Here is a 25,839-nt window from a genome sequence, read left to right as displayed (position 1 = left end):
TGATAGTAAAAAGCTGATCGACTGATCAGCTTTTTTGCTTTTGAGGAGTGCGTTGTGTTGTGAAACTTGATCAAGACGTCGATCGACTACCCTTTTGATGAAAGCAATTTCTGTTGAAAATTTTTTGGACTTGCCATACTCGAAATAGTGAGGTTGGCATGAATTTCTTTTTCATTTAAAGTTTCCGCATCGTTTGCTTGAATTGCTGTTGTTTCTGAAAGGATGATGTCATGACAATCACGCCAGATTTGTTGCAGGTCCTAATGAAAGAAGTCGAAAAAGATGATCCTATCGACTTTGCCGATTTGCCATTTAAAGAAGATGAATTGCGTGAGATTGTCGCGCTTCATTTATGCGAGATTGCGGAAAAAATGATTAATTTCAGTGAAGAAGATAAGCACCTTACTTTGTTAGCTGTTGCTGCAAAGCTTGTATTGGAAAATCTTGTTTTACATGTGCAATTGATGCGCGAACATCGGATTCCGTTGAGTCGAGAGGTTGATCAACTCTTGCAAAAGTTACGCGCCTCACGTTGAACGTTCAGCACCGCAAGCTGAATGAATAAGCGGATAAGAATTCGTTTAGAAAAGTCTTGAATCTGCATGGCATCATCATGTCAACTCTTTATTGTGATCATGAGACCTTGTTAGTAGCCCGGTCCCTGACCTGAGGTCTTACGCGGGATGCGTATGATAGGTTTCAAGTTCACTTGCCAGTTAAGTTGTGCAACATTGGATTCGCTAATGGTGACCCGTTTGCCGTTTTCTCCTGCCGTCATCCCCATTCCAGGATGCCATATTTTGAGCGTATATTCTCCATCTGGCAGTGCAGCAACAGTAATGTTGCCATCAGACTTGGATTTGCCAAAGTAAGGCGTGTCGGCAACATAAATATATCCAAGCATCCAGTCATGAATGTTACAACCTAAGACAACGATGCCGGCCTTATCGAGTACAACAGGTGCCGCAGATTTGCCAGAATAAAGTTGAATCTCAAATGACTTTGCTTGAGAGAACGAGTAGACGTGGTGCCTGACATTATCTTTGTTGGGAAAAAAAACACGTGACCCGGTGACAATCGGTTTGACATAAGGAACAAATTCCTTGTCAATCTGGTCGACGACTTCATCTTTGGGTTTTAGTTTGGGTATCTTGGACGGATCGACTGGTGTCAACAAAAGCACCGCATCTTCGACTGCTTTGCCGTGTTGGTCTTTCACGTTCACGCGAATTTCTCCTGCGTGAATCGGGAGCGATAGACTGAAAAGGATTACGCTCATTGCATTTAGACATGTCATTTTCATCATCACACTCTTTTAAAATTGGTAACTCGCCGACATCGAAAAACCATGCCGTTGATAGTTCACACCGCCCGGTATGATGGTCCAGTTTTTTTGCAGATGCATATGCAAAGTCCAGTTTGTGTTGATGCTGTGAGTGATGCCAGTTGCAATAGTTTGTGTGCTGCCATTGAGGCGATAAATATCGCGTTCTGGCCCAAAACTCGGATCAGGGCGAATTGCGCGCGCGATATCATAGTTGTAGTCGAGATCAGCCATCGTGGTGACCAAAACGTCGCCACGCCGCATGGAATAGCTTAGGTTCCAGATGATGTTTTCTCGCTGTGCGAAATCAAGATTCAATTTGTAATTGCGATTGCTGGTTTCATAGGTTGCGCCGGAAATGTAATATTCGACCTTTTCTTGATGATCTGAGTGATTTTTCTCGCTCGACATTGCAGCCCAAACTGATAGACGCTCTGAAAGACGTTTGCCCATTTTGAGTTCAATCTGGTGTTGGGTCGCATTGCGGATTTGATCGCGAAAAGCTTGACGTTCTAGTGCAGCGGTGAGAGTGAAGTTGGGTGCGTACGGACCTATGCCAAGTTTATGCTTACCACTTATTTGTATTCCTGCGCCAGTGTGGCTCAATCCGGGTAGCCGATTGAAGCTTTCATTCGAGAGTTTTGCCGCATACGATAAATTGACATTGCTTTCGCCGAGAAAATGCTGCTTGCCCAAAATCAAACTAGTCAACCAGCTAGAGTCACTGACGATGTAAGGTGCTTTAGCATTGCCCAAATTACTGTCGTATCTGAGACGTGTGTCCAGTTGCGCGAAGTCTTCCGCATGGCTTTGCGCTGGATAAATCGCAGCGATGCTACATGCGCTAGCAATGGCGAGATCTAGCCAACGTCGCTTTAAGATTTGTAGCTTTTGTGCTTTGAGCTTGACCTTAAACTTAAGTGGATGCTGAAGTGATGACATTCTCTTTGCCTGTAAGTCGATATGATTGTGGTTTTTCTTTAAATTTCCATTGCGAGTGCTGTAACCAAGTCATCAGTTTTTCAGCTGCGAGAGGGCGACTCACAAAATAACCTTGGATAGAATCGCAACCCATCGCCACAAGAGCATCCCAAGTTGCTTGGTTTTCTACGCCTTCTGCTATCACACGCAATCCCATGTTGTGTCCGAGATCGATTGTTGAACGAACGATGATCGCATCATCAGGATTATTTTCCATCTCTGTGATGAAAGATTTATCAATTTTCAATTCGGTCACAGGTAATTTTTTTAAGTAAGCTAAGGACGAATATCCCGTCCCAAAATCATCAATAGACATGGCTAAACCATTTTCTCTTAATTGATTGAGAACCTGCATCGCTGCTTCTGGATCTGTCATGATCGCACTCTCGGTAATCTCCAAACTCAGCCAGTCGGTGCTGGCGTTGTGTGTTTCCATCAACTGTGCAAAATTTCCTGGTAGTTTGGCGTTCAGTAAGTCACGTGCAGAAATATTCACCGAAATCGATAAGGGAAATCCTTGCGTTTGCCAAACAGCTCGCTGTTCAAGTGCTCGAGCGATTACCCATTCAGTAATTGCCGCGATAAATCCTGTACTCTCAGCAAAAGGAATAAATTGATCAGGTGGAATCACACCGCGTTTAGGATGAATCCAGCGTATTAATGCTTCGACTTCACTAATCGTGTTGCTGTGAAGATCGACTTTGGGCTGATAGTAGAGTTGCAGTTCATTGTGCTCTATCGCTTGTTTAAGTTCTGCCATCAGCGACAGATTCTGCTGGCTCGCACTCTCAAGACTGGTGTCATATCTAGCGCTGCCGCTGTTGTTACGTTTCGCAGTGTACATTGCCAACTCAGCGTGACGAAGTAAGGCATTGATGTCATTGCCATCAGTTGGAAAATGAACGATCCCGATACTCCCACTTGCAATTAGTTGATGGCCTTCCAATAAGATAGGTTTATCCAAGGCAGCTAAGATCGCTTGGGAGAGTGCCATTGAAACAGTTTGATCGACAGCCTTTGTTAATATGCCAAATTCATCGCCCCCGAGTCTCGCCACCATCGCATCACTTTGCGCCACTACTACCTGAAGTCTTTGGGCGATTTCCTGTAAGAGTAGGTCGCCAATATGATGACCTAAAATATCGTTCACTTCTTTGAATCGATCGATATCGATCAGCAAGATCGCGAATGGAAAGTCAGAGCTATTAGCGCTCGCTTTATCGTTTCCCAGTGATGTTATTTTGTTGATTCTGTCATTGATGGAAATGCTAAACAAAGTGCGGTTAGCCAAGCCAGTGAGACGATCCCGGTAAGCAAGTTCACTAATTTTATCTTCGCGGCTTGCAATTCCTTTTGACATATTTTGAAAGGCAGTAGCAAGTTGACCGACTTCGTCATCACGCGCAATCACGGTAGTTTGCGTATAGTAGTGACCCGCTTCAATGTCTTGCGCGGCTTGGCTAAGGTCCACCAAAGGTTTGGAAATGTTACGCGCAATTTGATAGCCTGCGACGAGCGTCGCTATTAAAGCGAAAAAACCTAAACCTGTCAGTATCCAGCGCAAGTGGAATAATGGTGCCAATGCGATATCGAGGGACTGCTGCAATACTGTGATCGCTTCTGTACCATCATCGATTTTTAAGTGATCGATGCGGGCTAGGTATTCTTCGCTACTGAGCTTTAAAACCTTGGTCGTCGCTCCAACGGTTTCTGACACTTTGTTGACATCGCTGGATAAATCCGCAGCGCGGTCGGCGTTTAATGTTGTCGCTAAAACGTTAAGGCGATCTGAACCAGTGATCGGCGTCAGAAACGATACATCAAGGCCAGTAACGCCTTTCAAGTTTCTCGCGAATTTGTCATCGATCACAAATCCCAGCGCCAGCCAAGCGACGGGTAGCGGTGCCATAACGGGTACCACGATCAGTTGATATAGCTTGCCATCTAAGGTCACGATGGAAGTGGTTTGTCCTTTCAGTTCGGCGCGTTTGATTAACTCTGGAAACGGAAATGCTTGATCGTTGACACTTTTTCTTAGGGTGTCAGCGATAACGCGATTATCGGGCGCGACGAGCATTGCCATATCGGCGTTGATGCGACCACCATGATTGAGTAATACAGAGACTATGGTGTTGTGATCGCCGGTTGCAGTCGCTTTAATAAAAGCAAAATCGGATGTCAAGATCCCTGCAGACTGTGAAAGTCGTTTGATATTGTCTTCTCGGATCGAATTGAACAAGCGTTCGCCAGCCAGCAAGTTGCGCTCAATAGCCTCATTTGCACTTTGTGAGACGACGCTATTCACCACCGCTAGCTCGACGATCAGCACCATCGAAAGCAAGACAGAAAATGCGAAGATGATCCGTGTGTGCAGTTTGCGAATGCGCACCATATTTTTATCCGTGAATCACAAAAAACCAACCGAGATGGTCATCACTTGTGACCAGCGATCCGATGTCTAGAGACTGAATACTAAGAAACATCATAGCGCACTATTTGAGTGTCTCCAAGGAAGCGCGAACCTGTCGTGGTTAATGGGCACGATTTTATCTTTTCCTTTCCTAAATGCGTGAATTGGCGTGCGCTGAGACGCAAAGTAGGATGAAGTTTTGCGAGGATGTCTCTTCTATTTCTATAAAAAGGGAAAGGTTCCGTTGCGGCAGATATCAATGCTGATTTGATTGGATGGTAGCGTCGTAGTCGGTCGACCGTGGAGTGTATCTGATAGACGCCGTCAACAATCAATTAAGCACTTTCAAGTGCTGAGTGTGTCAACATTAACTAATGTAAATATAAAATTAAAAATGCAAAAGGCAAGTGGGTGGCAGGGACCATGACTACGCTGAGGTTACTTGTTCTACAAATGAATCGATTTCCAATGCGTAGATCGTCGAGTGTCACCGCTCAAAATAAGAGAATGCCAAGAGATAGTGCGGGCCAAGAATTGGTGTTTGCATTGTTCGAACGAGAGATTTTTCGACGCAGGCTGAAACGACATTTACACTGTATATTTAATCAGTGTAATATGTCAGGCAATAATCAATCAATACTTTCAAATGTCGTGAATCTCGCAGTCGCCGCAGCAATTTTTTCTCATGAAACCCATTCTCGACAACCCGTTGTACTATCTCGAAAATTTTCAGTTGGTTCTCGATTGGCTGACTACGCGTTATAACGATTTATTGACTGCGGACGAGCGTGAATTTATCGCGTCTTTTCAAAGTTTGCCAAGTAACGCGCAAGCTTTGTTCGTTCGAATGGTGATGCGCAAGGGAGAATTTTTTCGCCTCACGAAATTGAACTATGCAGAAATTGGTGACCCGCAAATGGCGATTGCTCCACTGATCGCAGCTGGTTGGGTCGAGTCTGATCCCATGCTTTCGATTGATCAGTTGTTTGAGGTCTTGTCGAAGCCGGAAATCACTTCGATATTCGATCTGACCGCACCAATCAAGCAATCGAAAAAAGCCGAACAATTATGCTACCTACGCGATCGTGTGGGCCCAGCAAAGCGCTATTCTTGTTGGCACTCCAGTTCGCAAGAAACCCTTGTTCAGATTACGAATCAAGCGCTATGTGATCGCTTGCGTTTGATTTTCTTTGGAAATTGTCATCAAGACTGGTCGGAATTTGTTTTGTCAGACTTAGGTATTTATCGCTATGAATCGGTCGAGATTTCTTTGGAGTCACGCGGCTTTCAGACGAGGGGTGACATCGATGACTATTTGCGCTTGCAACAATATCGGGATTTGTTTGAACAGGATGCGCAAATTTCGATTGCCTGTTCTCATGCGCTCAGTCTTCATATTCAGAATAAGTGGATAGATCGGCGCCGACATAAATTCATGTTTCAGCTTGGACAGGCAGCGGAAAAGTGCAAGGATTGGGATTTGGCAATCCACATTTATCAACGCACGTTTTACCCAGGCGTGCGTGCACGCCTGATCCGCACATTCGAGAAAAATGGACAGAGTTTGCAAGCTTTAGATTTACTCAATGAAGCTTTGACTGCACCGGAAAATGAAGCAGAGCTGCAGCAATTACAGCGTAGTGCGCCACGCTTGCAACGTAGGCTCGGACATAAGCAAGTTGGAGTAGCGAACCCATCTAGTGTGGAAAGAATGGATCTGCAATTGCCCTATCCAGGTGAAGCCTATTCCGTGGAAAATGTGGTCAGAGATTTTCTCCATCGAGATGATGCCCCGGTGTTTTATGTTGAGAATTCTCTCATTAATTCATTGTTCGGATTATTGTGTTGGAAAGCGATTTTCAAACCTGTTTCTGGTGCTTTTTTTCATCCCTTTCATCGAGGCCCAGTTGATCTAACAAGTGTGGATTTTTATGCTAGGCGCCAAGATATTTTCGAACAATGTTTCAATCAGCTAGAGACTGGCGAATACGCGACGACGATTTTACAAACCTATGTTGAGAAACAAGGCATGCAGTCTCCATTTGTATTTTGGAGCCTGCTAGACCATACGTTAATTGATCTTGCTTTAACCTGTATTCCTGCATCACATCTCAAACTGTGGTTTACGCGAATTTTGTCTGACGTGAAATTGAATCGAAATGGTTTCCCTGATTTGATTCAGTTTTGGCCTCAAGAAAAGCGCTACAACATGATTGAAGTAAAGGGGCCAGGTGATCGCTTGCAAGATAATCAGAAAAGGATGATGGAATACTGCCTTACACATCAAATGCCGATCGCGGTTTGCTATCTCGAATGGTGCGAGGTGAGTTTGTGAATTCGAGTTCCTATGTGGTCGCGGTGCGTAGCTTGGTCGAGTTCACAGCAAAGCAAGGAGATTTGGATTTCCGCTTTACACCTTCACCATCGGGACTAGAGGGAATAGAAGGACATCAACAAGTTGCTGCGCGCAGAAAGCCTAACTACCAACGAGAAATTCGACTAGAAGGACGCTATGAGGAATTAGTAATTAAAGGCCGTGCGGATGGGTTTGACCCTGATCGAGTTCAACTGGAGGAAATCAAAACTTATCGTGGTGACTTTCATGCGATTCCCGAGAATCATCATCAGCTTCATTGGGCGCAAGCAAAAATATACGGATATTTATTGTGTCAACAGCACGCACTACCAGAATTGAGTCTGGCGTTGATCTATTACGATATCGATAGGCTGACCGAAATCCCACTCACTGAGACTTTCGATATCGCCACATTGGCTCATTTTTTCGAGCAAACTTGCAGGCGTTTTTTGGCATGGGCTAGACACGAATCGACGCATCGTCGACAGCGCGACCAAGCTTTACGTGTGATGCCGTTTCCTCATCCTAGTTTTAGAGCTGGTCAGCGCGAACTAGCCGAAGCCATGTTCAAAGCAAGCAATCGTGCATGCTGTTTATTAGCACAGGCACCAACAGGAATTGGCAAAACTATCGCCAGCCTTTTTCCTATGCTCAAAGCGATCGCGGAACACCAACTTGATAAGCTCTTTTTTTTGACCGCCAAAACTTCTGGGCGGAAAGTAGCGTTGAATGCGATCGCCACCATGCAGGAGAAACTACCGCCGTCATCATTAAGAGCACTGGAGTTAGTCGCGAAAGCGAATGCATGTGAATTTCCAGAAAACGCCTGCCATGGCGAAGCATGCCCTTTAGCAAAAAGGTTTTATGATCGCCTACCCGAGGCGCGCGCGGCTGCCGCTGGGATTGCGATCCTTGATCAGGCACAGTTGCGAGAGGTTGCCTTATCTCATCAAATTTGTCCGTATTATTTGAGTATCGAAATGGCCAAATGGAGTGACATCGTTGTCGGTGACTATAATTATTATTTTGATTTAAATGCGATGTTGTACGGTTTGGCACTGAATAATAACTGGAAGATCAGCGTCCTAATTGATGAGGCGCACAATATGGTGGCGCGTGCGCGTGAGATGTACACAATAGAATTGCATTCTGCACGTTTTAAGGAGATGCAAAGACAAGCGCCACCCGAACTAAAAAAGGCGTGCGATAAAGTACGGCGACAGTGGCGAATGCTTGAGAAGTCAGATCTAATACAAAGCAAGGGTATCGATTCGTATCAAGTTCACGCACAACTTCCCGATAAATTGACTAAAACATTGATAAGTCTTTGTGCCGAAATTGGTAGCTATTTTGTCGACCATCCCTCGGCGAATAATTCCGGTTTGCAAGAGTTCTATTTCAATGCTTTGATCTTTATTCGACTAAGTGAATGTTTTGGAGAGCATTCGATATTCGACGTGTCGATGAAGCAAAATGGATCTATTCTCTGTATCCGAAATATTGTGCCTGCACCGTTTTTACAAGCACGATTTAAAGCAAGTCACACAAGTGCTTTGTTTTCTGCGACATTGACGCCGTGGAATTATTATAGTGATCTCCTCGGCATGCCAGAGAAAACCGCATGGGTTGATGTCGAATCCCCATTTGATCCTGAACAGTTAGCGGTCCATGTCGTTGAAACAGTATCCACCCGTTATGCAGATCGGCATCAATCTCTGACGCCGATCACGGATCTGATGGCAAACCAATTCGATCAAACGCCAGGTGCTTATCTTGCTTTCTTCAGTAGTTTTGAATACATGGATCAAGTCGCGAGCTTGTTCACGCAGCGTTTTCCACACATCAGCACTTGGGTGCAGACTAGAAAGATGGACGAAGCTTCGAAGAATCGGTTTATTGCCAATTTCACTGAGGACAGTCAAGGCGTAGGATTTGCGGTGTTGGGTGGCGCTTTTGGCGAAGGAATTGATTTGCCTGGTACGCGTTTGATAGGCGCCTTTATAGCAACGCTAGGACTGCCGCAAATCAATCCTATCAACGAACAAATCAAGCAAAGAATGTATCAACTATTTGGGTTTGGATATGATTACACCTACTTGTATCCTGGATTGCAAAAAGTGGTACAAGCTGCGGGGCGCGTGATTCGGACCAACACAGATCGCGGTGTGATTTACTTAATTGACGATCGATTTCAACAAGACCAAATTCAAGCATTATTGCCGCGTTGGTGGAAGCGATAATGGATAAGAACAGACCGTGCGAGTAATCACGTTTGCTTCTTGCAATGGTACCGGCAGGACACATTCGTATCGGGAATGCCTCGACTTATGCACGCTAAAAAATCGAGGGAGTTAGCTGCATATCGTCGCTACCGTATTTCATGTCGTTAGCGTTGGCAGTGTTTGAATGACTGATGTGCTTGTGCAAGCTACGTATTAATTTTTAAGACTTTTTAAATCTTGCGCCGAGATTGCGACAGCCTATGTCATGCTGTTTGTGTATAGTGCGAGTAATACTATTTTCAGGTACTTTTTATGAACAAAATCATTTGCCCCCATTGCAGTAAAGCTTTCAAGATCGATGAAACTGGTTATGCCGATATCGTGCGGCAGGTGCATGATGCTGAGTTTGAGCAGGCTTTGCATGAGCGTTTGAGCTTGGCTGCGCAAGAGAAGCAGACGGCGGTGCAGTTGGCGGAGGCGAAAAGTGCGAGTGAGGTGCAGCGGGTGGCGGCGAGTAAGGATGCTGAGATCGTGGCGCTGAAATCTAAGCTTGATGCTGTGGGGGTTGAGAAGCAGTTGGCGGTGGCTGAGGCTTTGAGTCAGGTGCAAAAAGAACGTGATACCTTGGTGAATGAATTGGCGCAAGCCAAGCGTGATCGCGAAGCAGCAGCGGCTTTGTTGGAAGCGAAATTGCAAACCGAGATGCAGAAAGTCGCGGCAGAGAAAGAGGCGCAGATTCAGAGTTTGAAAGCGCAGTTGGATGCCAAGGCCATCAGCGAGCAATTGGCGATTAAAGAGGCGATTACGACAGTTGAGAAACAGCGTGATGAATTGAGGAGCGGTTTAGAACGTTCGCAGCTGGAACGTAGTTTGGCTGAAAGTGCGTTGAAAGAGAAATACGAAACGCAGTTGAAAGACCGCGATGAAGCGATTGAGCGTTTGAAGGATATGAAGGCCAAGCTGTCGACCAAGATGGTGGGCGAGACTTTGGAGCAGCATTGCGAGATCGAGTTTAACAAGATCCGTTCGATGGCATTTCCGCGTGCAGACTTTGAAAAAGACAATGACGCGCGCAACGGCAGCAAGGGCGATTTTATTTTCCGTGATTTTGATGAATCGGGTACCGAGATTGTCTCGATCATGTTTGAGATGAAAAACGAAAACGAAGAGACCGCGACCAAGAAAAAGAATGAAGATTTCTTGAAAGAGCTCGACAAAGATCGCCATGAAAAGCAGTGCGAATATGCGATCTTGGTATCGATGCTTGAGCCAGAAAACGAACTCTACAATTCGGGCATCGTTGATGTCTTCCACCGCTATCCCAAAATGTATGTAGTGCGCCCGCAGTTCTTTATCCCCATGATCACATTGTTGCGCAATGCGGCGATGAATTCTATGCAGTACAAGAACGAGCTAGCGCTGGTGAAGTCGCAGAATATTGATATCACCAATTTTGAGAGTGAGCTCGATAACTTTAAGGCTGCGTTCGGTAGAAATTATGAGTTGGCTTCCGCGAAGTTCCAAAAAGCCATCGAGGAAATCGACAAGTCCATCGATCATCTGCAAAAGACCAAAGACGCCTTGTTGGGCACTGATCGCAATTTGCGCTTAGCGAATGATAAGGCGCAGGATGTGACAATTAAGCGTCTGACCAAAGGGAATCCGACCATGGCGAAGAAGTTCGCAGATTTGCGTGAAGGGAGTGGGGATTTATTGGAGTAAGGTTTTGGTATTTATTTTGCAATATGAAAGTATCGTCGATTGGAAGACATCGAGTTTTGCGATACTTTTTGTTGTCCAAGTAAATCAGCGGCTGGTAAATTAGGGTAGTCCGGGTGGCAATACTCGCTCCAAAATCGGTTGTACTGTGTGCCCAATTGCGCATTGGGTTCGGCCAAGCTACCACTCCTTTCCAGCGTAGCCTTATGCCAAACACGGCGGCGACAATCTAGTACTCTCTTTTCAGCAATCCATTTCTTCCAGCCAGAGGCACCATTACTGAAGTCAGGATCAAACTGGTAATACGCTGTTATCGCAAAAAAGCGCGTATTGACGATACGTCCTTTACTCCTCAAAACTTTTCCTATCGCTGTTTTTATATAGTCTTAAATGCCGCGTCGGTCAACTCAGCCTATGGCATTGGTGGTACGGGGAGCAGTAAAGAAAAAAGATCAATACTTGCATTCTTAGATGGCAATAAAGGAAAAGGTAACAACAAAAAAGACTCTGGTAATCTTATCCAAGTCAATTTTTGGCGAAGAAAATTAGTGTTCGTACGGGGATTCCATTTCTTTCTTATTTGACACAAACCACATTAATCCCAGCAGTGGTTCGACGTTTACCCACAAATTTAATGGAAAATAAAATAACGTTCTTCTCCATGGTACATCTTCAAAAAGGGCAGTTACGTGATTTGTATATTACAAATGAAATTAATAAAATATATAATCATTTGGAAAATTAATTGGTAAATAGCTATGAGCAATGGAAGTGTTGGCGGTATATTAATCACGTGCTTGTTGATGAAGAAACTGAAGTAAATACCATCGACAAATATAACAATGCACTTAGAACATTTTAGTTGAATGAAAAAAGATACATCATGTTTGAAGTTAATAAAAACACTATTTCAAATTATGTTCTTTTTGATCGAAAACATTATTTAACTAACTCAATTAGCGTGAATTTCTATTTATTGCTTAATTCTATTAGAGCAAACTCGATGACTTATTCAGAAATCGTAAATAGGCCGGGCGTAAGCGCATCGCTAATCGAAAATCTAATACAAAAGCAAATTCTAATTTGAGAAATTTAGGATGGAAACATGAAATATCAGTCAAATTATTTATTATTGCTACTAACAGCTTTCATAACATCTGGAATTCAAAAAGATGCCTATGCATCTGTAACCACCTCATTCCAAGAACATGACATCACGCGAAAAGTTAAGATTTTGGCAATAAAAAATCCTGACCGTCGTCCCCTACAATCTTTTCTTTATGGCCTTGAAGCCGCTGAAAAATTTCAGTCGTTTGCGCCAAAAGCGGATGTCGGTTTTCAATTACTTCCTCAACAAAATGTAAGAGTTAATATTCAAGGCTTGAACTTGCGCTTGGTTTCTTCCGATGCCGAAGCTGTAATTCCTATGGAAGAAGACGGATTCTTTCGCTTAGATAAAAACATGAGTAAAGGGCAACAAGAGGACATTGAAGTAATAGTATCCACGAAATCAGGGACCACCAGATTTCAATCCGCGGTTCGATCCCCAAATTTACTAGTAAACGAGAAGAGATTAGGAGATCTCCGTCTTCAATGTGAAATGGATTGGGCGATGAACAAGCGAGACTTAACTTTTTTAATGAAAGTGTCACTGTCAATGGGAGCTAGCGTATGTCAATCAAAAAAGGTAGCGATCGCATTTGCTGAGCCTCGTCGATTTACTTCGGTTAGCCTAGAGGAGGGGGAACGAAAAATCTTTGTATATAAAGGAAAGGCCGTAAATAGATATGTCCCCCCAATCTACGACCAAAGTTGGGGAAATGATGCGAAACTAACTTTCGAATACGAAACAGAAATCGCAGAATAAAAAGATAAGTTCACTCAATAGTCAATTTTTCGACACTCATACAATATCGTAAACTTCCCTAAGCCAAAGGAATTGTAGAGTTAGACCCATATTGTAGAACTGACGGCGCAAAAAATAAGGGCTTACATCGCTGTAAGCCCTTATTTTTAATACGAATTTCTTGGTGGCCCGGGGCGGAATCGAACCACCGACACAAGGATTTTCAATCCTCTGCTCTACCGACTGAGCTACCAGGCCAAGACCAAGAATTATAGACACATATTCGGAAAAAAGCAAATTATTTGTGAATTGATCTCCGAGTTTGAGGGAAATCAGTTGAGGATTTTGCTTCCACGGATAAATTTGGGCGCTCACGTATAATGCGGAGATTCTGTGTTTCTCTCAACAAAGGTTGAATATGAACCAACAATTCAGTCGTACGAATGTCTGTATCGTCGGTGATGGGGCGGTTGGAAAAGCAGCGGCATTGGCATTGGCACAAGCTGGCTTATCTGTGAGTCTCTTAAGTGCGAGCAGTACAAAAGATGCGGCACTTTTTTCCACTAGTGCGCTTCCCGCGGAATGGGACGTGCGGGTGTTTGCGTTAAACCATGTAGCCCATCGCTTACTTGATGGCGTGAAAGTTTGGGGTGCATTGGATAAGAGTCGCATTGCTGAAGTGAGCGCCATGCATGTCGCTGATGCATCGGAACATGCAAAGGGTCTACTACATTTTGATGCTTATGGTGCTTACATTAATGAATTGGCGTGGATAGTCGAAGATAGCAATTTAAATCGTGCTCTCGATACGGCACTGCGATTTGCTCCGAATATTCAGCAATATGTTGGCACCGCTACAGGTATGAGTATTCAGGAGAGCTACGCAAGTTTGCAATTACATGATGGGCGAACTATACAGGCAGAATTAATTGTTGGTGCCGATGGTGCACAGTCGTGGGTACGAGGACAAGCGGATATAGGTCTCGATTATCGTTCATATGGTCAACAAGGCGTGGTGACGAATTTTGCATGTACTAAGCCGCATCAAGGAATTGCACGGCAATGGTTTGTGGAAGAGCAGGGAATTATTGCTTTGTTACCCTTGCCGGGAAATTTGGTGTCATTGGTTTGGTCAGCACCTGATGCACTTGCGTCTGAATTGTTGCAAATGAGTTTGACGGATTTAGCACAGCGAATATCGATCTATGTTCACGACTCACTGGGCGAGTTGACGCCTTTGGAGCCAGCGACGATTAAGGCTTTTCCTCTGCGTTTGATCCGTCCTCATAGCATGGTGGCAGAGCGCGTTGCTTTGATCGGTGATGCGGCGCATGCCGTGCATCCATTGGCGGGACATGGAATGAATTTAGGTTTTGGTGATGTTCAGGCATTGGTACAAATTTTGACGCAGCGTGAGGCTTATCGTGATTGTGGCGATCGTCGATTGTTGCGCCGTTATCAAAGGGCTCGCAGCGAAGAGGTCGCGTTGATGCAAATAACGACGGACGGCTTGGCACGTCTCTTCGGTAGCGCATTTCCAGCCGTTCGTCTGGTGCGGGGTGCGGGAATGAACTTACTGAATCACTTACCAGTCCTAAAAAGAAAATTAATCTCCCATGCAATGGGAAAAGCAACTTAGCGTATTACCAGGCTTGGCCTCTTAAATTTGTATCGAATCAAAAGAAGGAAAATAAATGAAAAAAATATTAATTGCGCTTGTACTTGCCGGAGTGGGTACGTTTGCTCAGGCAGAAACACCGACAGAGGCCTATATAAAGAAAACAATATCGGCAAATATCGGTGGCGGTGCGAAGGTTGATTCTGTGACGAAAACTCCCTATGGCGGTTTGTATGAAGTGCGCATGGGCAGCGAGATTGTGTACACGGATGAAAAAGCCAAGTATGTATTCGTCGGCAGCATCATTGATGTGAAGGGGACAGTCAATTTCACCAAGCAGCGTACGGACGAACTGAATCGGGTGAATTTCTCTGAGCTTCCTTTGGAATCCGCGTTGAAGTATGTGAAAGGGGATGGCAAACGCGTCATTGCTATTTTCGAAGACCCGAATTGCGGTTACTGTAAGAAATTTCGCAAAACTTTGCAGTCTGTCGACAACGTGACGATCTACACTTTTATGTATAACATTTTGGCGGAAGATTCTGCGGTGAAATCACGCGATATTTGGTGTTCAGCCGATCGTAGCAAAGCTTGGGACGAGTGGATGATGAATGGCAAAGTGGCTGCGACTGCACCTGCAAATTGCAATGCCCCCAATGATAAAATTTTGGCGCTCGGTAAGAAATTACGAGTAACGGGGACGCCGACCGTGATCTTTACCGACGGTTCCCGCTTGCCGGGGATGGTCGATGTCAAAGGCTTGGAAGATAAATTTGCCAGTTTGAAGAACCCTTCGATCGTAGCAAAATAAGTTTGCACGAAGTGAATATGCAAACCTTTCGTTGCTGCGGTATGTTGCTCGCCGCTGGGCGTGGCGAGCGGTTTGATTCTTCAGGCAGTAAGCATAAGTTATTAAGTAGTTTAGCTGATGGACGCTCCATTCTTGCGACGAGTAGTGCAAACCTGAATGCGGTTTTACCCGAAAGCATGGTGGTGATTTCCGCAAAAAGTCAACACAGCCAGCAACTGAGGGAAACGTTGTCACTGACCAAGTTGACAATCTGTGATTGTGACGATGCAAGTCTAGGCCTAGCGCATTCGTTACGCGCTGGCTTAGCCTGTTTGTCAGTTGACTGCGATGCTGTGGTGATTGCTCTCGGCGATATGCCGTTCGTGCAACCGACCACTATTCATGCGATGGTCGCGTCCATGCGTGCAGGTGCAAGCGTTGTCGTACCGACTTACGCAGGACAGCGCGGCAATCCGGTAGGATTTCGACGACATTACTTTTCTTTGTTATCGCAATTAAGTGGCGATCAAGGCGCACGTCAATTATTGCGTGATTTGCCAGTGACGGAATTGCCCGTGAATGATCCTGGAATTTTGCGTGATATTGATTATCCGGCAGATCTTTCTCGATGAATGGATGAATGTAAGCGACGATTTGATTGATGGATGATCGATCGTCTGTTCAATTTAGTCTTGCGACACGAGAAATTCAGTGCGATTTAGGGCTTTCCTCGAGATTTTCGCCTAAAATACTGTTTTCTTTGACGAATTTACCAATCGCCCAACGGCGATTTTCTTTTTTTGGCTGGTATGGATAATCTTGATAAACAATTTGCCACGCGTCTAGGCATGATCGCTTTGGCACCGTTCGTCTTACTAATGATCTTGTGTTGGCTAGTGCCATTGGAAGTGGCTGCATTTTTTGTTGAAGCACAATTAGTCTATGGCGTCGCGATCCTTGGATTTGTTGGTGGTTTGCATTGGGGGCTTTCATTTATTGAGAGTAAGCGTAGTACGCATGATTTGAAACGGGATTTGATCTGGGGCGTCGTACCAACCATTGTTGCTTGGTTTTCCTTGGCCTATATTTCCGGAACTGCCTTTTTAGTGCAGATGATTGCCTTCGTTTTCTCCTACCAGTATGACAAGCGCATGTATCAGCGATTTGATTTGCCATCATGGTTTGTGGAGTTGCGTTATCGTCTGACTTGCGTGGTAGTGACAACCCAAGTTTTGATGTTCGTGACTTTTACAGTTCGTAATTACGCATGAGGTGATTATGGTCGCGCAAACAAAGCATGCACTTTTTTATCAAATCAAGGCACTGAACTTGAGTGCTCATTTATTTGAGATTGAGTTAACAGTTGCGAATCCTGATCTCAATGGCCAAATAGTATCGTTGCCCGTTTGGATACCTGGTAGTTACATGGTGCGTGAATTCGCGCGCAATATTGTGCAAATTTCTGCTTTTGCTAAAGGTAAAAAGCTGGGTTTAAAGAAGTTGAATAAATCAAGCTGGCAAGCAAGCCCATGTGACAGCCCCTTGCAAATAGTTTATCAAGTCTATGCATGGGATTTATCTGTACGTGCAGCTCATCTTGATCAAACACATGGATTCTTCAATGGAACTAGTGTGTTTTTACAAGTACATGGACAAGAACAAATCTCACACGTTGTCGATATTCAGCAGCCGCTTGATCCTGCTGCTAAAAATTGGCGTGTTGCCACTTCATTGCCAGAATTGAAGGCAAAGCGGTATGGGTTTGGCACCTACGTTGCGAGTGACTATGATGAATTAGTCGATCACCCAGTTGAGATGGGGGATTTCGCCCTCGTGACGTTTAAGGCGCATGGCGTACCGCATGATGTAGTCGTGACAGGTCGAGTACCTAATCTGGATTTGTCTCGATTGGCGAAAGACCTTCAAAAAATTTGTGAAGCTGAAATCGCATTCTTTGAGCCGAGAACCAAGCAGGCGCCGATGGAGCGCTATGTTTTCTTGACGATGGCGGTTGGCGAGGGATATGGCGGACTTGAACATCGAGCTTCGACAGCGTTAATTTGTAGTCGCAACGATTTACCAACCAAAAATGATGCGAATATGAGTGAGGCATATCGCAGCTTTTTGGGCTTGTGTAGCCATGAGTATTTTCATACATGGAATGTCAAACGGATCAAACCTGCGAGTTTTGCAAGCTATGATTTAGCGCAAGAAAATTACACTAGTTTGTTATGGCTGTTTGAGGGATTTACAAGTTACTACGATGATTTGTTTTTACGTCGTTGTGAGATCATCGACGAGGCTGCATATTTGAAATTGGTCGCGAAGACGATCAATTCAGTACAGCGCGGCTCGGGAAGAAAGAAACAAAGCCTAGCGGATTCCAGTTTTGATGCGTGGACGAAGTATTATCGCCAAGACGAAAACGCACCCAACGCGATTGTGAGCTATTACGCAAAGGGTTCTTTAGTTGCGCTCGGTCTCGATTTGATGATCCGCGCGGAAACAGCTGGGAAGAAATCACTCGATGATGTGATGCGTGCGCTATGGAAAAAATACGGAAAAGATTTTTATCTAAAGCAGAAGTCCGGTATGCAGCAAGGCTTGAGTGAAGATGGCTTTGCCGAATTAGTGGAACAGGTGACAGGGGTGTCGGTCGCCCGTTTCATTGATCGTATTGTCAAAGGAACTGAAGATCTTCCTTTGGCAAAACTCTATGCGGATTTTGGCGTCTCAATGGTGGAGGATTCAACAGCGAAAAAGCCGTCAATGAATGCGCGTTTGGGTAAGAGCGGTGCCGATTGTAAATTGCTCCAAGTCTTTGATTCAGGCGCTGCACAGAAGGCCGGAATGTCGGCGGGGGACATACTCGTTGCCATTAATGGATTGCGGGTGAGCGCGAGTGACGTGGCAAATAATTTGTCGACTTTATTCAATCCCTACCGTGTTGGTGAAACGGTTGAGGTTCATGCGTTCCGACGTGATGAGCTGCATCGTTTTCAGTTAAAACTGCAGCCTGAGGATGCACCATCTCTGAGTTTGCAAATCGATTTAACAAAAGACCAAGCTGGCAGCAAAAAGAGGCAGGCGCCATTGGATAAAGCTAGCACGTTGAAGCGCCCATCACAGCGTTGAACGCATTGACGGATTCTAATCGAGCATGCCCGAGAGAACACTCTTCGGGCACCGATGGATTTTGATAGTGGCGAATCAAGGGCTTAGTGGCGAGCGCCATACATCATCTGTTCGGCTAAACTTTGTTTGAGTGGCGGAACCAAATCAATTGCGCACAATCCCAATCCAAGCAGACTTTGCAAGAGTGATCCATCCGCACTGCTGGCGAAAATCCTCGCCATTGTGTCAGTCAATTTGATCGTCCATTGCCGATCGATACGCCGAGTATTCAAGAAGTCGTGTAAATCGATTGTGTCATTGTTGACTGCAAGATTACTCATTTGTGTACTGAAAAATTGCGCAAGTCCAATTGCATCGCGTAAACCAAGATTCAATCCTTGACCCGCTACGGGATGCAAAGTTTGTGCGGCATTGCCGATTCTAACTGTCCGCCTGGTGGCAGAGGCTTGAGTGTTGAGTCCGAGTGCAAAGCTGACGCGCTTGGTACTGTGTATGAATTGTCCTAAGCGGTCGCCAAATTGAATTTGTAATGCAGTTAGGAACTCTTGATCACCCATCGCAAGGTGTTGATCAACTTGGCTTGGTCGCATGCACCATACCAAAGCATAGCCTGTGTCTTGCGGCAGCAAGGCGAGTGGACCCTGTTCGGTGAAGCGTTCGAATGCACGGCCTGCTAATGGATGCGAAGTCGTGACATGGGCGATTAATGCGGTTTGTTGATAATCGTGGTGTCGGATTCCTTGTTCCTGCTCCGCGAATGTGCCGCCCTCAGCTTGAATGACATACTCCGCAGCAAATTGTCGGCCGTCTTGTAAATGAAGTAAAACGTGCTGGTTTTGTTCCTCGATATGTTCGACTAGGGCAGGTCTAATGGATTGTATTCCGACCGAATTGAGCGCGGCTTCCAAGGGCGCGACAATGTCCCCGTATCGCGCAACGTAACCGAGTGCTGGTAGCGCATAGTCAGATGCGCGTAGTAAGCTGCGACCAAAGTGTTTGCGACGTGAAACGTGGATTTCCTCGATCGCAGTCACTCGTTCTGTCGGCGCTCCCAGCTGTTTCAAGAGTTGTTCGCTACCAAATGAAAGTGCAATACTTCGAGCGTCGTGGCTAGCTTGTTCTGTCGTCTTTGCATCAAATAACACCATGTCGTGCGCAGCGACGCCACATCGATACAACATGAGAGCAAGCGCCTGCCCAACAGGACCTGCACCACAAATAGCAATACGTGAGGAGGAAGCAGTGAATGACTGGAGTTTCATCTTAGCGAGAGTGCAGTTGCATAGGGCGAATAGAGATTATTTGCTTGGATAACTTTCGAATTCCGAATGTCTTTTCAAGTTCGATTTATTGATGGGTACTTGGCTGAAAAGGCGCGTTTAAATCAGCAAGTTGGTCGGGTGTGCCAACATTGTGCCATTCTCCACGATATAGCTCCCCTCCGAGTTGACCTCGATCAGCATAATCGCGCAATATGGGAGCAAGTTTCGCATGGCTACCTGGCTTAATGCCAGCAAACATCTCGGGTCGATACACGCCGATATTCCCGAACGTCAAACGTACTGAGCCGACGTTGTCTTGATTGCTCAGCCCCATTAGATTGAGTGCAAAGTCTCCCTCCGGATGAAAGCTAGGATTCTTCACCATATACAGCCAGGCCACGTCACGTTTGTCGAGCGGATGTGGGTTGCCCCACATATCCTTGTCTTCAAGTGTATTAAAACATTCTTTGAAGTCGAAATGGGGAATGTAGATATCACCTGAAACCACCAAGAAAGGGTCTATTCCATCACTTAACATGGGCAAAGCCAGCGCGATGCCTCCTGCGGTTTCCAAAGCTTGCTCTTCTGCAGAATACTGGATGTTCGCGCCAAATCGACTGCCATCGCCTAAAGCGTCAACGATGAGATGGCCTAGATGGGCGTGGTTAATGACAATCTCATTGATTCCTGCTTTCACCAAATTGAGGATGTGCCAAACGATCAGAGGGCGTCCACGCACTTTGAGCAAGGGCTTGGGGCAAGTATCGGTAAGAGGGCGCATACGTTCACCGCGACCTGCGGCAAGGATCATTGCTTTCATGCAGTAATTAACCTGTGGTTGAATGGATCAGAAGTCGATAGGTAGCGCAATTAAAAGGTGTACCCAAATTGCGGTGCTGCGTCTTCAAGACTATCGAGTAAGCGCAATAAGGGCACCAGTTCTTTGTAACGATTGGCAGTCTTACGCACATAGTCAAGCACTGTCGGCATGTCATCTAGATAGTGCTGTTTGCCATCGCGATGTGCTAAGCGTGCAAAGATACCCAAGATTTTGAGGTGGCGTTGTAATCCCATGAATTCAAAGTCTCGATAAAAACTGTCGATATCTGGTGCCACAGGAAGCCCAGCTTTACGGGCCTTTTCCCAATATCGGATAGCCCAATCCAAGACCATTTCTTCGTCCCATTGCACATAGGCATCTCTTAGCAATGAAACTAGGTCATAGGTGATTGGTCCGTATAAGGCGCCTTGGAAATCTAGAATTCCTGGATTGCCTTTGTCCATTAACATCAAATTTCGGGAGTGGAAGTCACGATGAACATAAACTTGGGGCTGAGCAACAATATTTGCTAGAAGAGCATCAAATACTTTTTGAAGGCTCGCAGTTTGGGATTCGGTCAAATTGACCCCCAAATGCTTTTGTATGTACCACTCAGGGAAAATCATCAGTTCGCGCAGTAAGAAATCGCGATCATACTCGGGCAAGACATCGGCTTGGCTCTGCGATTGGAGTAAAACAAGTGAGTCGATTGCATCCAAATACAATTTATGCGCGGTGTCCGTATTCAGTACATGGGAATACATGGTTGACCCGAGATCACTCAACAGCAAAAATCCGCGTTCTGTATCCTCAGCCAATACTTGGGGTACTGTGAGGTGTAACTGGGCAAATAAATTCGCTATTTGGATAAATGGTTTGACATCCTCTTGCGGTTGCGGTGCATCCATGACAATGAAGCTCATGGATTCTTGATTCAACTGACCGTCAATTCTGAAGTAGCGTCGAAAACTAGCGTCGGCAGAAGCAACGCGCATTGTGTCGACTGCTAATTGCGGTGTCTTCAAGCTGGAAAGCCATTGCTTGAGGTCTTGTAGACGTTGGGGATCTTGGGGGGAATTGATTGTGGTCATAGTCTTACAATGAAATAGGATGCGAGTTTAAAAGATTCAAAATCTGATTGACGTCGTTTATGGTAGTTTTTGCCGCTTAGAAAACTCGAATGCGGTTGAAAAATCGCTTGGGCTTTCTGCAATTGTCCTTGGGTGAAAGTCAACTTTTGCGGCGTTTGCGCCTATAATAGCTTGCTTTTACTGGGTGCTTTCTTGAGTTACTTACTGAGTTTCTTTCAAGATTTGTTCACAAAGTTCGATGCAAATGTATCGCTTAAGGTGCCGACCGTGTGGTCAATCAACCCAAAATGCTTGCGAAGCAGTTAACTTAATGTCATTAAATAACCATTCCATGTGCCAGTACAGTCATCGGATCAAAGACGTATTATCGCACTCATCGTCACATACAGCTACGTTTGCGGCAAAGTCTGGTCTGCAGCAAACTATTCTCGCTAGTGTATTGTTCACGGCTTTTGCGCCCGTACATGCACAAGAATCTCTTGCACATCAAAATACGCCACCAACGACGGCACAAAATAATAAGACGTCATCATTGACTGCGGCAGTCGGGCAAACTGAAAGTACGCCCAAGCCCCTCATCGTGGAAACAAAAGTTTCGACTAAATCGAATAATAAAGATGATCAAAAAAATGATGTGGGACCGACTTTGATTCAGGCTGAGTTGGTTACAGGGCAACCGGATCGGGTTATTCACCTCGATCACGGCGTGGAAGTCCAGCGGGGAAATCTGCTATTTAACGCGGACAAGGCAAGGTATTTACCGATCGAAGACCAAATTGATGCGACAGGTAAAGTCAGTTTAAAACGCAATGGCGACTGTTACAGCGGTGACTTAATGCGTTTTGTCTTAGAAACCGGTGCCGGATTTGTTCAAAATCCAAGCTATTTTTTTGCCAAGAATAAGGGGCAAGGTCGCGCTGACCAAATAGCGTTTGAGAATGAAGAAAAAGCAACGATCAGCAATGGCACTTACAGTACATGCGAAGGATTAGATCCTGATTGGTATTTGCAAGCCGACACGATGCGATTAGACACCGGGCTCGATACCGGGATTGCTGGTAAGTCAGTTTTGTACTTTAAAGGTGTTCCGATTATGGGAACGCCGTCATGGTTGAATTTTAGTTTCCCTTTGTCTGGCGCACGTCACTCTGGTATTTTGCCGCCAACGGTCGGCCACTCGAACAAGGGTGGGGTGGAGTTCGGTGTTCCCTATTATTTTAATATTGCACCTAATCGCGATTTTACATTGCATCCTAAAATGATCGCTCGACGCGGATTACAGTTAGGGATGGAAGGTCGCTATCTCGGTGAAACCTATGCGGGCGAGACCGCGATTGAAGTGATTCGCGACAAATTGACGGACTCGACACGCTATGCTGGAACCTCGGTGCATCGCCAAAATCTGACACCTGAATTGGTCTTTTCGTGGAACATGAATAAGGCCTCAGACAACGATTACCCTGCGGATTTTTCTAATTCGACGACCAAAACCGCACAACGACTTTTGCTACGTGAAGTGGGTTTCGACTACTACGGCTCATTCTGGAATGCCGCATTGCGATCGACAAGCTACCAAGTTCTGCAAGATATTACGGCGCCGATTACTTTACCTTACGAACGTTTGCCTCAGTTCAGTGTGCACGCTGGACAGAGTGATATTCTTGGATTCGATTGGTCGGTTGATGCATTGATGACGCGCTTCTGGCATCCGACGCTCATTCGTGGCCAACGTGCGGTGATTAATCCACAGTTATCCTTACCTTGGATACAGCCAGCATTTTTTGTTGTCCCCAAAATTTCTTTTCATGCGACAAGCTATCAAATCGATAATCCAGCAGTTGGACAACCAGAGCGCTTGCAAAGGACAGTCCCCAGTGTTTCCTTGGACAGCGGTTTGATCTTTGAGCGGCGCGCCAGTTTACTCGGTGAAAAAATGACGCAAACGCTAGAGCCGCGTTTGTTCTACGTGAATACGCCTTATCGTGACCAAACGAATTTCCCACTTTTTGATACGGCTCAGGCAGATTTTAATTTTGCGCAGATTTTTAGTGAGAATCGGTTCACCGGACATGATCGAATCGGCGACTCGAATCAGGTCACCGCGGGCGTCGTTTCACGCTTTATTGAAGACAATGGGGTGGAGCGGTTTAAGTTTGCTCTTGGACAGCGATTCTATTTCAATACGCAAAAAGTGAGTTTGGACGGAAAAACCAATCCAAGTCGCTCTGATCTCTTATTGGCAGGCAGCGGGCAAATTTCCGATACGCTCAATGTTGAAGCGGCGCTCCAAGTAAGTCAGAGTGATCGTCAATCAGTCCGTTCTAACTATGCGGTCCGCTGGCAGCCAGCACCGAAAAAGATTTTGAATTTGCAGTACCAATTTCAACGCGAAGTCTTGAAACAGCTCGAATTATCCGGTCAATGGCCACTGGCCCATCGTTGGTACGTTGTTGGCAAAAGCAACTATTCTTTGCAAAATAATAAGTTGGTTGAAGGATTGGCGGGATTTGAATATCGTGCCGATTGTTGGGCGTTAAGGTTTGTCAGCCATCGTTTTGCCACGACAAATTTGTCAAATAATTCAGGGTTTTCAATACAGTTAGAGTTAAATGGCTTGGCGAGAATTGGATTTGGCTCAAATCCTGTAGAAACCTTGAAAAAGAGTATTTCAGGTTATCAGGCTACCAATTAGCGTGTATATTGCAGCTTTCGTCAAAATATGGCGAAAACAGACGCTTTCCGAATTAATTGTTAAGCGCCTCATTTTTATTATGAATTTTGGATCACTATGCGACACAATTTGCACATGAATCAATTGAAACGTCCGACCGCAATCTGCTTGTCAGTTTGTTTGACTGCATTATTTGGCTTGTCTTTGTCTGGCATCGCAGCCGCCCAAACAGCCGCGCAAACGACTTCTCCGGTTGCGCCTTTAGAAGAACCCGCAACAGGGAATAAAGCTGTACCGAAAAAAGTAGCCAAGGCGCAAACAATCAATGGCATCGCGGTGGTTGTGAACGATGAAGTGATCACGAATTTGGAAGTGGCAGAGCGCATCAATAATATTGAACGGAGTTTGAAAGCCCAAGGAACGCCGTTACCAGCAAGGGCGGATCTGGAAAAACAAATTATTGAACGTATGATCATTGACCGCTTGCAAATCCAATTAGCCAAAGAGCAAGGGATGCGGGTGGATGACCTTATGCTTGACCGCGCATTGCAACGAATGGCTGAGCAAAACAAAACTTCATTGCAAGAGATGCGTAACCAAATTGAACGTGAAGGTACTTCGTTTGGGGCGTTCCGTGAAGAAATTCGCGATGACATTATGACGCAGCGAATTCGTGAGCGCGAAGTCGATAGCAAACTACAAGTTTCTGAGCTCGAAGTCGATAATTTTATCGCTGCACAAGAAGCCGCACCGAATAAGAATCAAGAGATCAATCTCGGACATATCATGGTTCGGATCCCAGAAAATGCGACACCGGAAGTCATCGCGCAACGTAATGCTCGGGTGCAAGAAGTCTATAAAAAATTGCGGATTGGTGATGATTTCGCAAAATTGGCGGCAACCTACTCTGACTCAAACGAAGCATTAAAAGGTGGCGAAGTCGGATGGCGTGAACAAGATAAAATTCCGACTATTTTTAGTGACGCAGTGAATAAAATTACGTTTGTCGGTGGCTTTTCTGAAATTGTTCGTAGTCCAAACGGTTTCCATATTTTTAAACTATTAGGCAAGCGAGACTTGGCTCCTGTTGCTGCGGCAAGTACTGTGCAAGAGACCAATGTGCGGCATATTTTAATGCGCCCGACACAAATCATGACTGCGGCGCAAGTGAAAAGCACATTGGTAGATTTAAAGCAAAAGATCGTGAGTAAATCAGCAAGCTTTGAAGAACTTGCAAAAACCAATTCTATCGACACCTCGGCAAGCAAAGGCGGTGATCTTGGGTGGGTCCTACCTGGCGTTACCTTCCCTGAATTTGAAGCGGTAATGAATAAGCTAGCGGTGAATGAAGTGAGCGACCCAGTGGAAACACAAATGGGTTTTCATATTTTGCAAGTGCTTGACCGTAAAGTCAGTGATGATTCGAAGGAGCGTAAGCGCGTAGCAGCGCGAAATGCAGTGCGCGCACGTAAATCAGAAGAAGCCTTGCAGGACTGGTTGCGCCAATTGCGTGATCGCGCCTATGTCGAATTTCGTAACGAAAAAAAATAAATTGATCATCCAGCTGATCGAAGATCCTAAGCCATCTGAATTT

Annotated in this window: 19 protein-coding genes, 1 tRNA gene and 1 pseudogene; 13 read left to right on the top strand and 8 right to left on the bottom strand. The window is 45.3% G+C overall.

The genetic code is table 11. The features are described from left to right. Positions 1-230: 230 nt before the first annotated feature. Positions 231-536, top strand: a complete 306-nt coding sequence (locus KDM90_RS06825) for a hypothetical protein (RefSeq protein WP_212674833.1) — start codon at positions 231-233, stop codon at positions 534-536. A 110-nt stretch (positions 537-646) separates the two neighbouring features. Here the strand turns inward: KDM90_RS06825 and KDM90_RS06820 are convergent, their stop codons facing one another. From KDM90_RS06820 to KDM90_RS06810, 3 genes are read right to left on the bottom strand one after another with little or no spacing between them, the layout of a single operon-like run. Continuing rightward, positions 647-1,306, bottom strand: a complete 660-nt coding sequence (locus KDM90_RS06820; protein WP_212674832.1) for a methylamine utilization protein — start codon at positions 1,304-1,306, stop codon at positions 647-649. 9 nt (positions 1,307-1,315) lie between these two features. Then, on the bottom strand, positions 1,316-2,266 hold the full coding sequence (locus KDM90_RS06815) for a hypothetical protein (protein WP_212674831.1): 951 nt from the start codon (positions 2,264-2,266) through the stop codon (positions 1,316-1,318). After that, positions 2,241-4,697: a bifunctional diguanylate cyclase/phosphodiesterase gene (locus KDM90_RS06810; protein WP_212674830.1), complete on the bottom strand. Its 2,457-nt coding sequence runs from the start codon at positions 4,695-4,697 to the stop codon at positions 2,241-2,243. Before KDM90_RS06810 ends, KDM90_RS06815 begins: the two co-directional genes overlap by 26 nt. A gap of 703 nt (positions 4,698-5,400) precedes the next feature. On the opposite strand from KDM90_RS06810, the pseudogene KDM90_RS18535 reads away from it, so the two are divergent. The 4 genes and pseudogenes from KDM90_RS18535 to KDM90_RS06795 all read left to right on the top strand — a co-directional run. Next, positions 5,401-5,820 (top strand): annotated as a pseudogene (locus tag KDM90_RS18535) (VRR-NUC domain-containing protein); the annotation flags it as partial. Positions 5,821-6,150: 330 nt separating this feature from the next. Next, the gene (locus tag KDM90_RS18530; protein WP_438947428.1) at positions 6,151-7,050 is read left to right on the top strand and encodes a VRR-NUC domain-containing protein; all 900 of its coding nucleotides are present in this window, start codon (positions 6,151-6,153) and stop codon (positions 7,048-7,050) included. Then, entirely contained in the window at positions 7,047-9,311 is a 2,265-nt protein-coding gene (locus KDM90_RS06800; protein WP_329605302.1) for an ATP-dependent DNA helicase, read from the top strand. The genes KDM90_RS18530 and KDM90_RS06800 overlap by 4 nt, the downstream gene beginning before the upstream one ends. A 294-nt stretch (positions 9,312-9,605) precedes the next feature. Beyond that, the gene (locus KDM90_RS06795) at positions 9,606-11,015 is read left to right on the top strand and encodes a DUF2130 domain-containing protein (RefSeq protein ID WP_212674828.1); all 1,410 of its coding nucleotides are present in this window, start codon (positions 9,606-9,608) and stop codon (positions 11,013-11,015) included. A gap of 11 nt (positions 11,016-11,026) precedes the next feature. Here KDM90_RS06795 and KDM90_RS06790 read toward each other — a convergent pair whose 3' ends face one another. After that, positions 11,027-11,368, bottom strand: a complete 342-nt coding sequence (locus KDM90_RS06790; RefSeq protein WP_212674827.1) for a hypothetical protein — start codon at positions 11,366-11,368, stop codon at positions 11,027-11,029. A 749-nt stretch (positions 11,369-12,117) separates the two neighbouring features. Between KDM90_RS06790 and KDM90_RS06785 the strand changes: the two genes are divergently transcribed. Further along, positions 12,118-12,879, top strand: a complete 762-nt coding sequence (locus tag KDM90_RS06785) for a hypothetical protein (RefSeq protein ID WP_212674826.1) — start codon at positions 12,118-12,120, stop codon at positions 12,877-12,879. A 161-nt stretch (positions 12,880-13,040) separates the two neighbouring features. On the opposite strand, the gene KDM90_RS06780 is transcribed toward KDM90_RS06785, so the two are convergent. After that, positions 13,041-13,116: transfer RNA gene (locus KDM90_RS06780), tRNA-Phe, on the bottom strand. A gap of 160 nt (positions 13,117-13,276) precedes the next feature. On the opposite strand from KDM90_RS06780, the gene KDM90_RS06775 reads away from it, so the two are divergent. The 5 genes from KDM90_RS06775 (at position 13,277) to KDM90_RS06755 (ending at position 18,401) form a co-directional block, all read left to right on the top strand. After that, positions 13,277-14,497, top strand: a complete 1,221-nt coding sequence (locus KDM90_RS06775; protein WP_212674825.1) for an FAD-dependent monooxygenase — start codon at positions 13,277-13,279, stop codon at positions 14,495-14,497. A 55-nt stretch (positions 14,498-14,552) separates the two neighbouring features. After that, on the top strand, positions 14,553-15,287 hold the full coding sequence (locus KDM90_RS06770; RefSeq protein WP_212674824.1) for a DsbC family protein: 735 nt from the start codon (positions 14,553-14,555) through the stop codon (positions 15,285-15,287). Between the two features lie 17 nt (positions 15,288-15,304). Beyond that, positions 15,305-15,898 carry a nucleotidyltransferase family protein gene (locus KDM90_RS06765; protein ID WP_212674823.1) on the top strand — a complete coding sequence of 198 codons (594 nt, stop codon included), beginning with the start codon at positions 15,305-15,307 and terminating at the stop codon, positions 15,896-15,898. A 177-nt stretch (positions 15,899-16,075) separates the two neighbouring features. Continuing rightward, positions 16,076-16,537 (top strand): DUF3429 domain-containing protein, encoded by a 462-nt coding sequence (locus tag KDM90_RS06760; protein WP_212674822.1) that lies wholly within the window; start codon positions 16,076-16,078, stop codon positions 16,535-16,537. 7 nt (positions 16,538-16,544) lie between these two features. Further along, the gene (locus tag KDM90_RS06755) at positions 16,545-18,401 is read left to right on the top strand and encodes a M61 family metallopeptidase (RefSeq protein WP_212674821.1); all 1,857 of its coding nucleotides are present in this window, start codon (positions 16,545-16,547) and stop codon (positions 18,399-18,401) included. A gap of 83 nt (positions 18,402-18,484) precedes the next feature. Here KDM90_RS06755 and KDM90_RS06750 read toward each other — a convergent pair whose 3' ends face one another. The 3 genes from KDM90_RS06750 to KDM90_RS06740 form a co-directional block, all read right to left on the bottom strand. Next, positions 18,485-19,663: an FAD-dependent monooxygenase gene (locus KDM90_RS06750; RefSeq protein ID WP_212674820.1), complete on the bottom strand. Its 1,179-nt coding sequence runs from the start codon at positions 19,661-19,663 to the stop codon at positions 18,485-18,487. Positions 19,664-19,748: 85 nt separating this feature from the next. Beyond that, on the bottom strand, positions 19,749-20,483 hold the full coding sequence (gene murU, locus KDM90_RS06745) for an N-acetylmuramate alpha-1-phosphate uridylyltransferase MurU (protein ID WP_212674819.1): 735 nt from the start codon (positions 20,481-20,483) through the stop codon (positions 19,749-19,751). 50 nt (positions 20,484-20,533) lie between these two features. Further along, entirely contained in the window at positions 20,534-21,574 is a 1,041-nt protein-coding gene (locus KDM90_RS06740; RefSeq protein ID WP_212674818.1) for an aminoglycoside phosphotransferase family protein, read from the bottom strand. 310 nt (positions 21,575-21,884) lie between these two features. Here KDM90_RS06740 and KDM90_RS06735 point away from each other — a divergent pair, with 310 nt between their 5' ends. Together KDM90_RS06735 and KDM90_RS06730 are read left to right on the top strand one after the other, a co-directional pair. Next, a complete protein-coding gene (locus KDM90_RS06735; protein ID WP_212674817.1) occupies positions 21,885-24,266 on the top strand; it encodes an LPS-assembly protein LptD in 2,382 nt (793 codons plus the stop codon). A 114-nt stretch (positions 24,267-24,380) separates the two neighbouring features. Then, entirely contained in the window at positions 24,381-25,796 is a 1,416-nt protein-coding gene (locus tag KDM90_RS06730) for a peptidylprolyl isomerase (protein WP_212674816.1), read from the top strand. Positions 25,797-25,839 lie beyond the last annotated feature (43 nt).

The organism is Affinundibacterium fentianense, from assembly GCF_018139545.1.
Classification (GTDB): Bacteria; Pseudomonadota; Gammaproteobacteria; order Burkholderiales; family Burkholderiaceae_D; genus Undibacterium; species Undibacterium fentianense.
The sequence above is the reverse complement of the archived record's forward strand: the minus strand, read 5'-3'. Positions and strand labels throughout refer to the sequence as shown.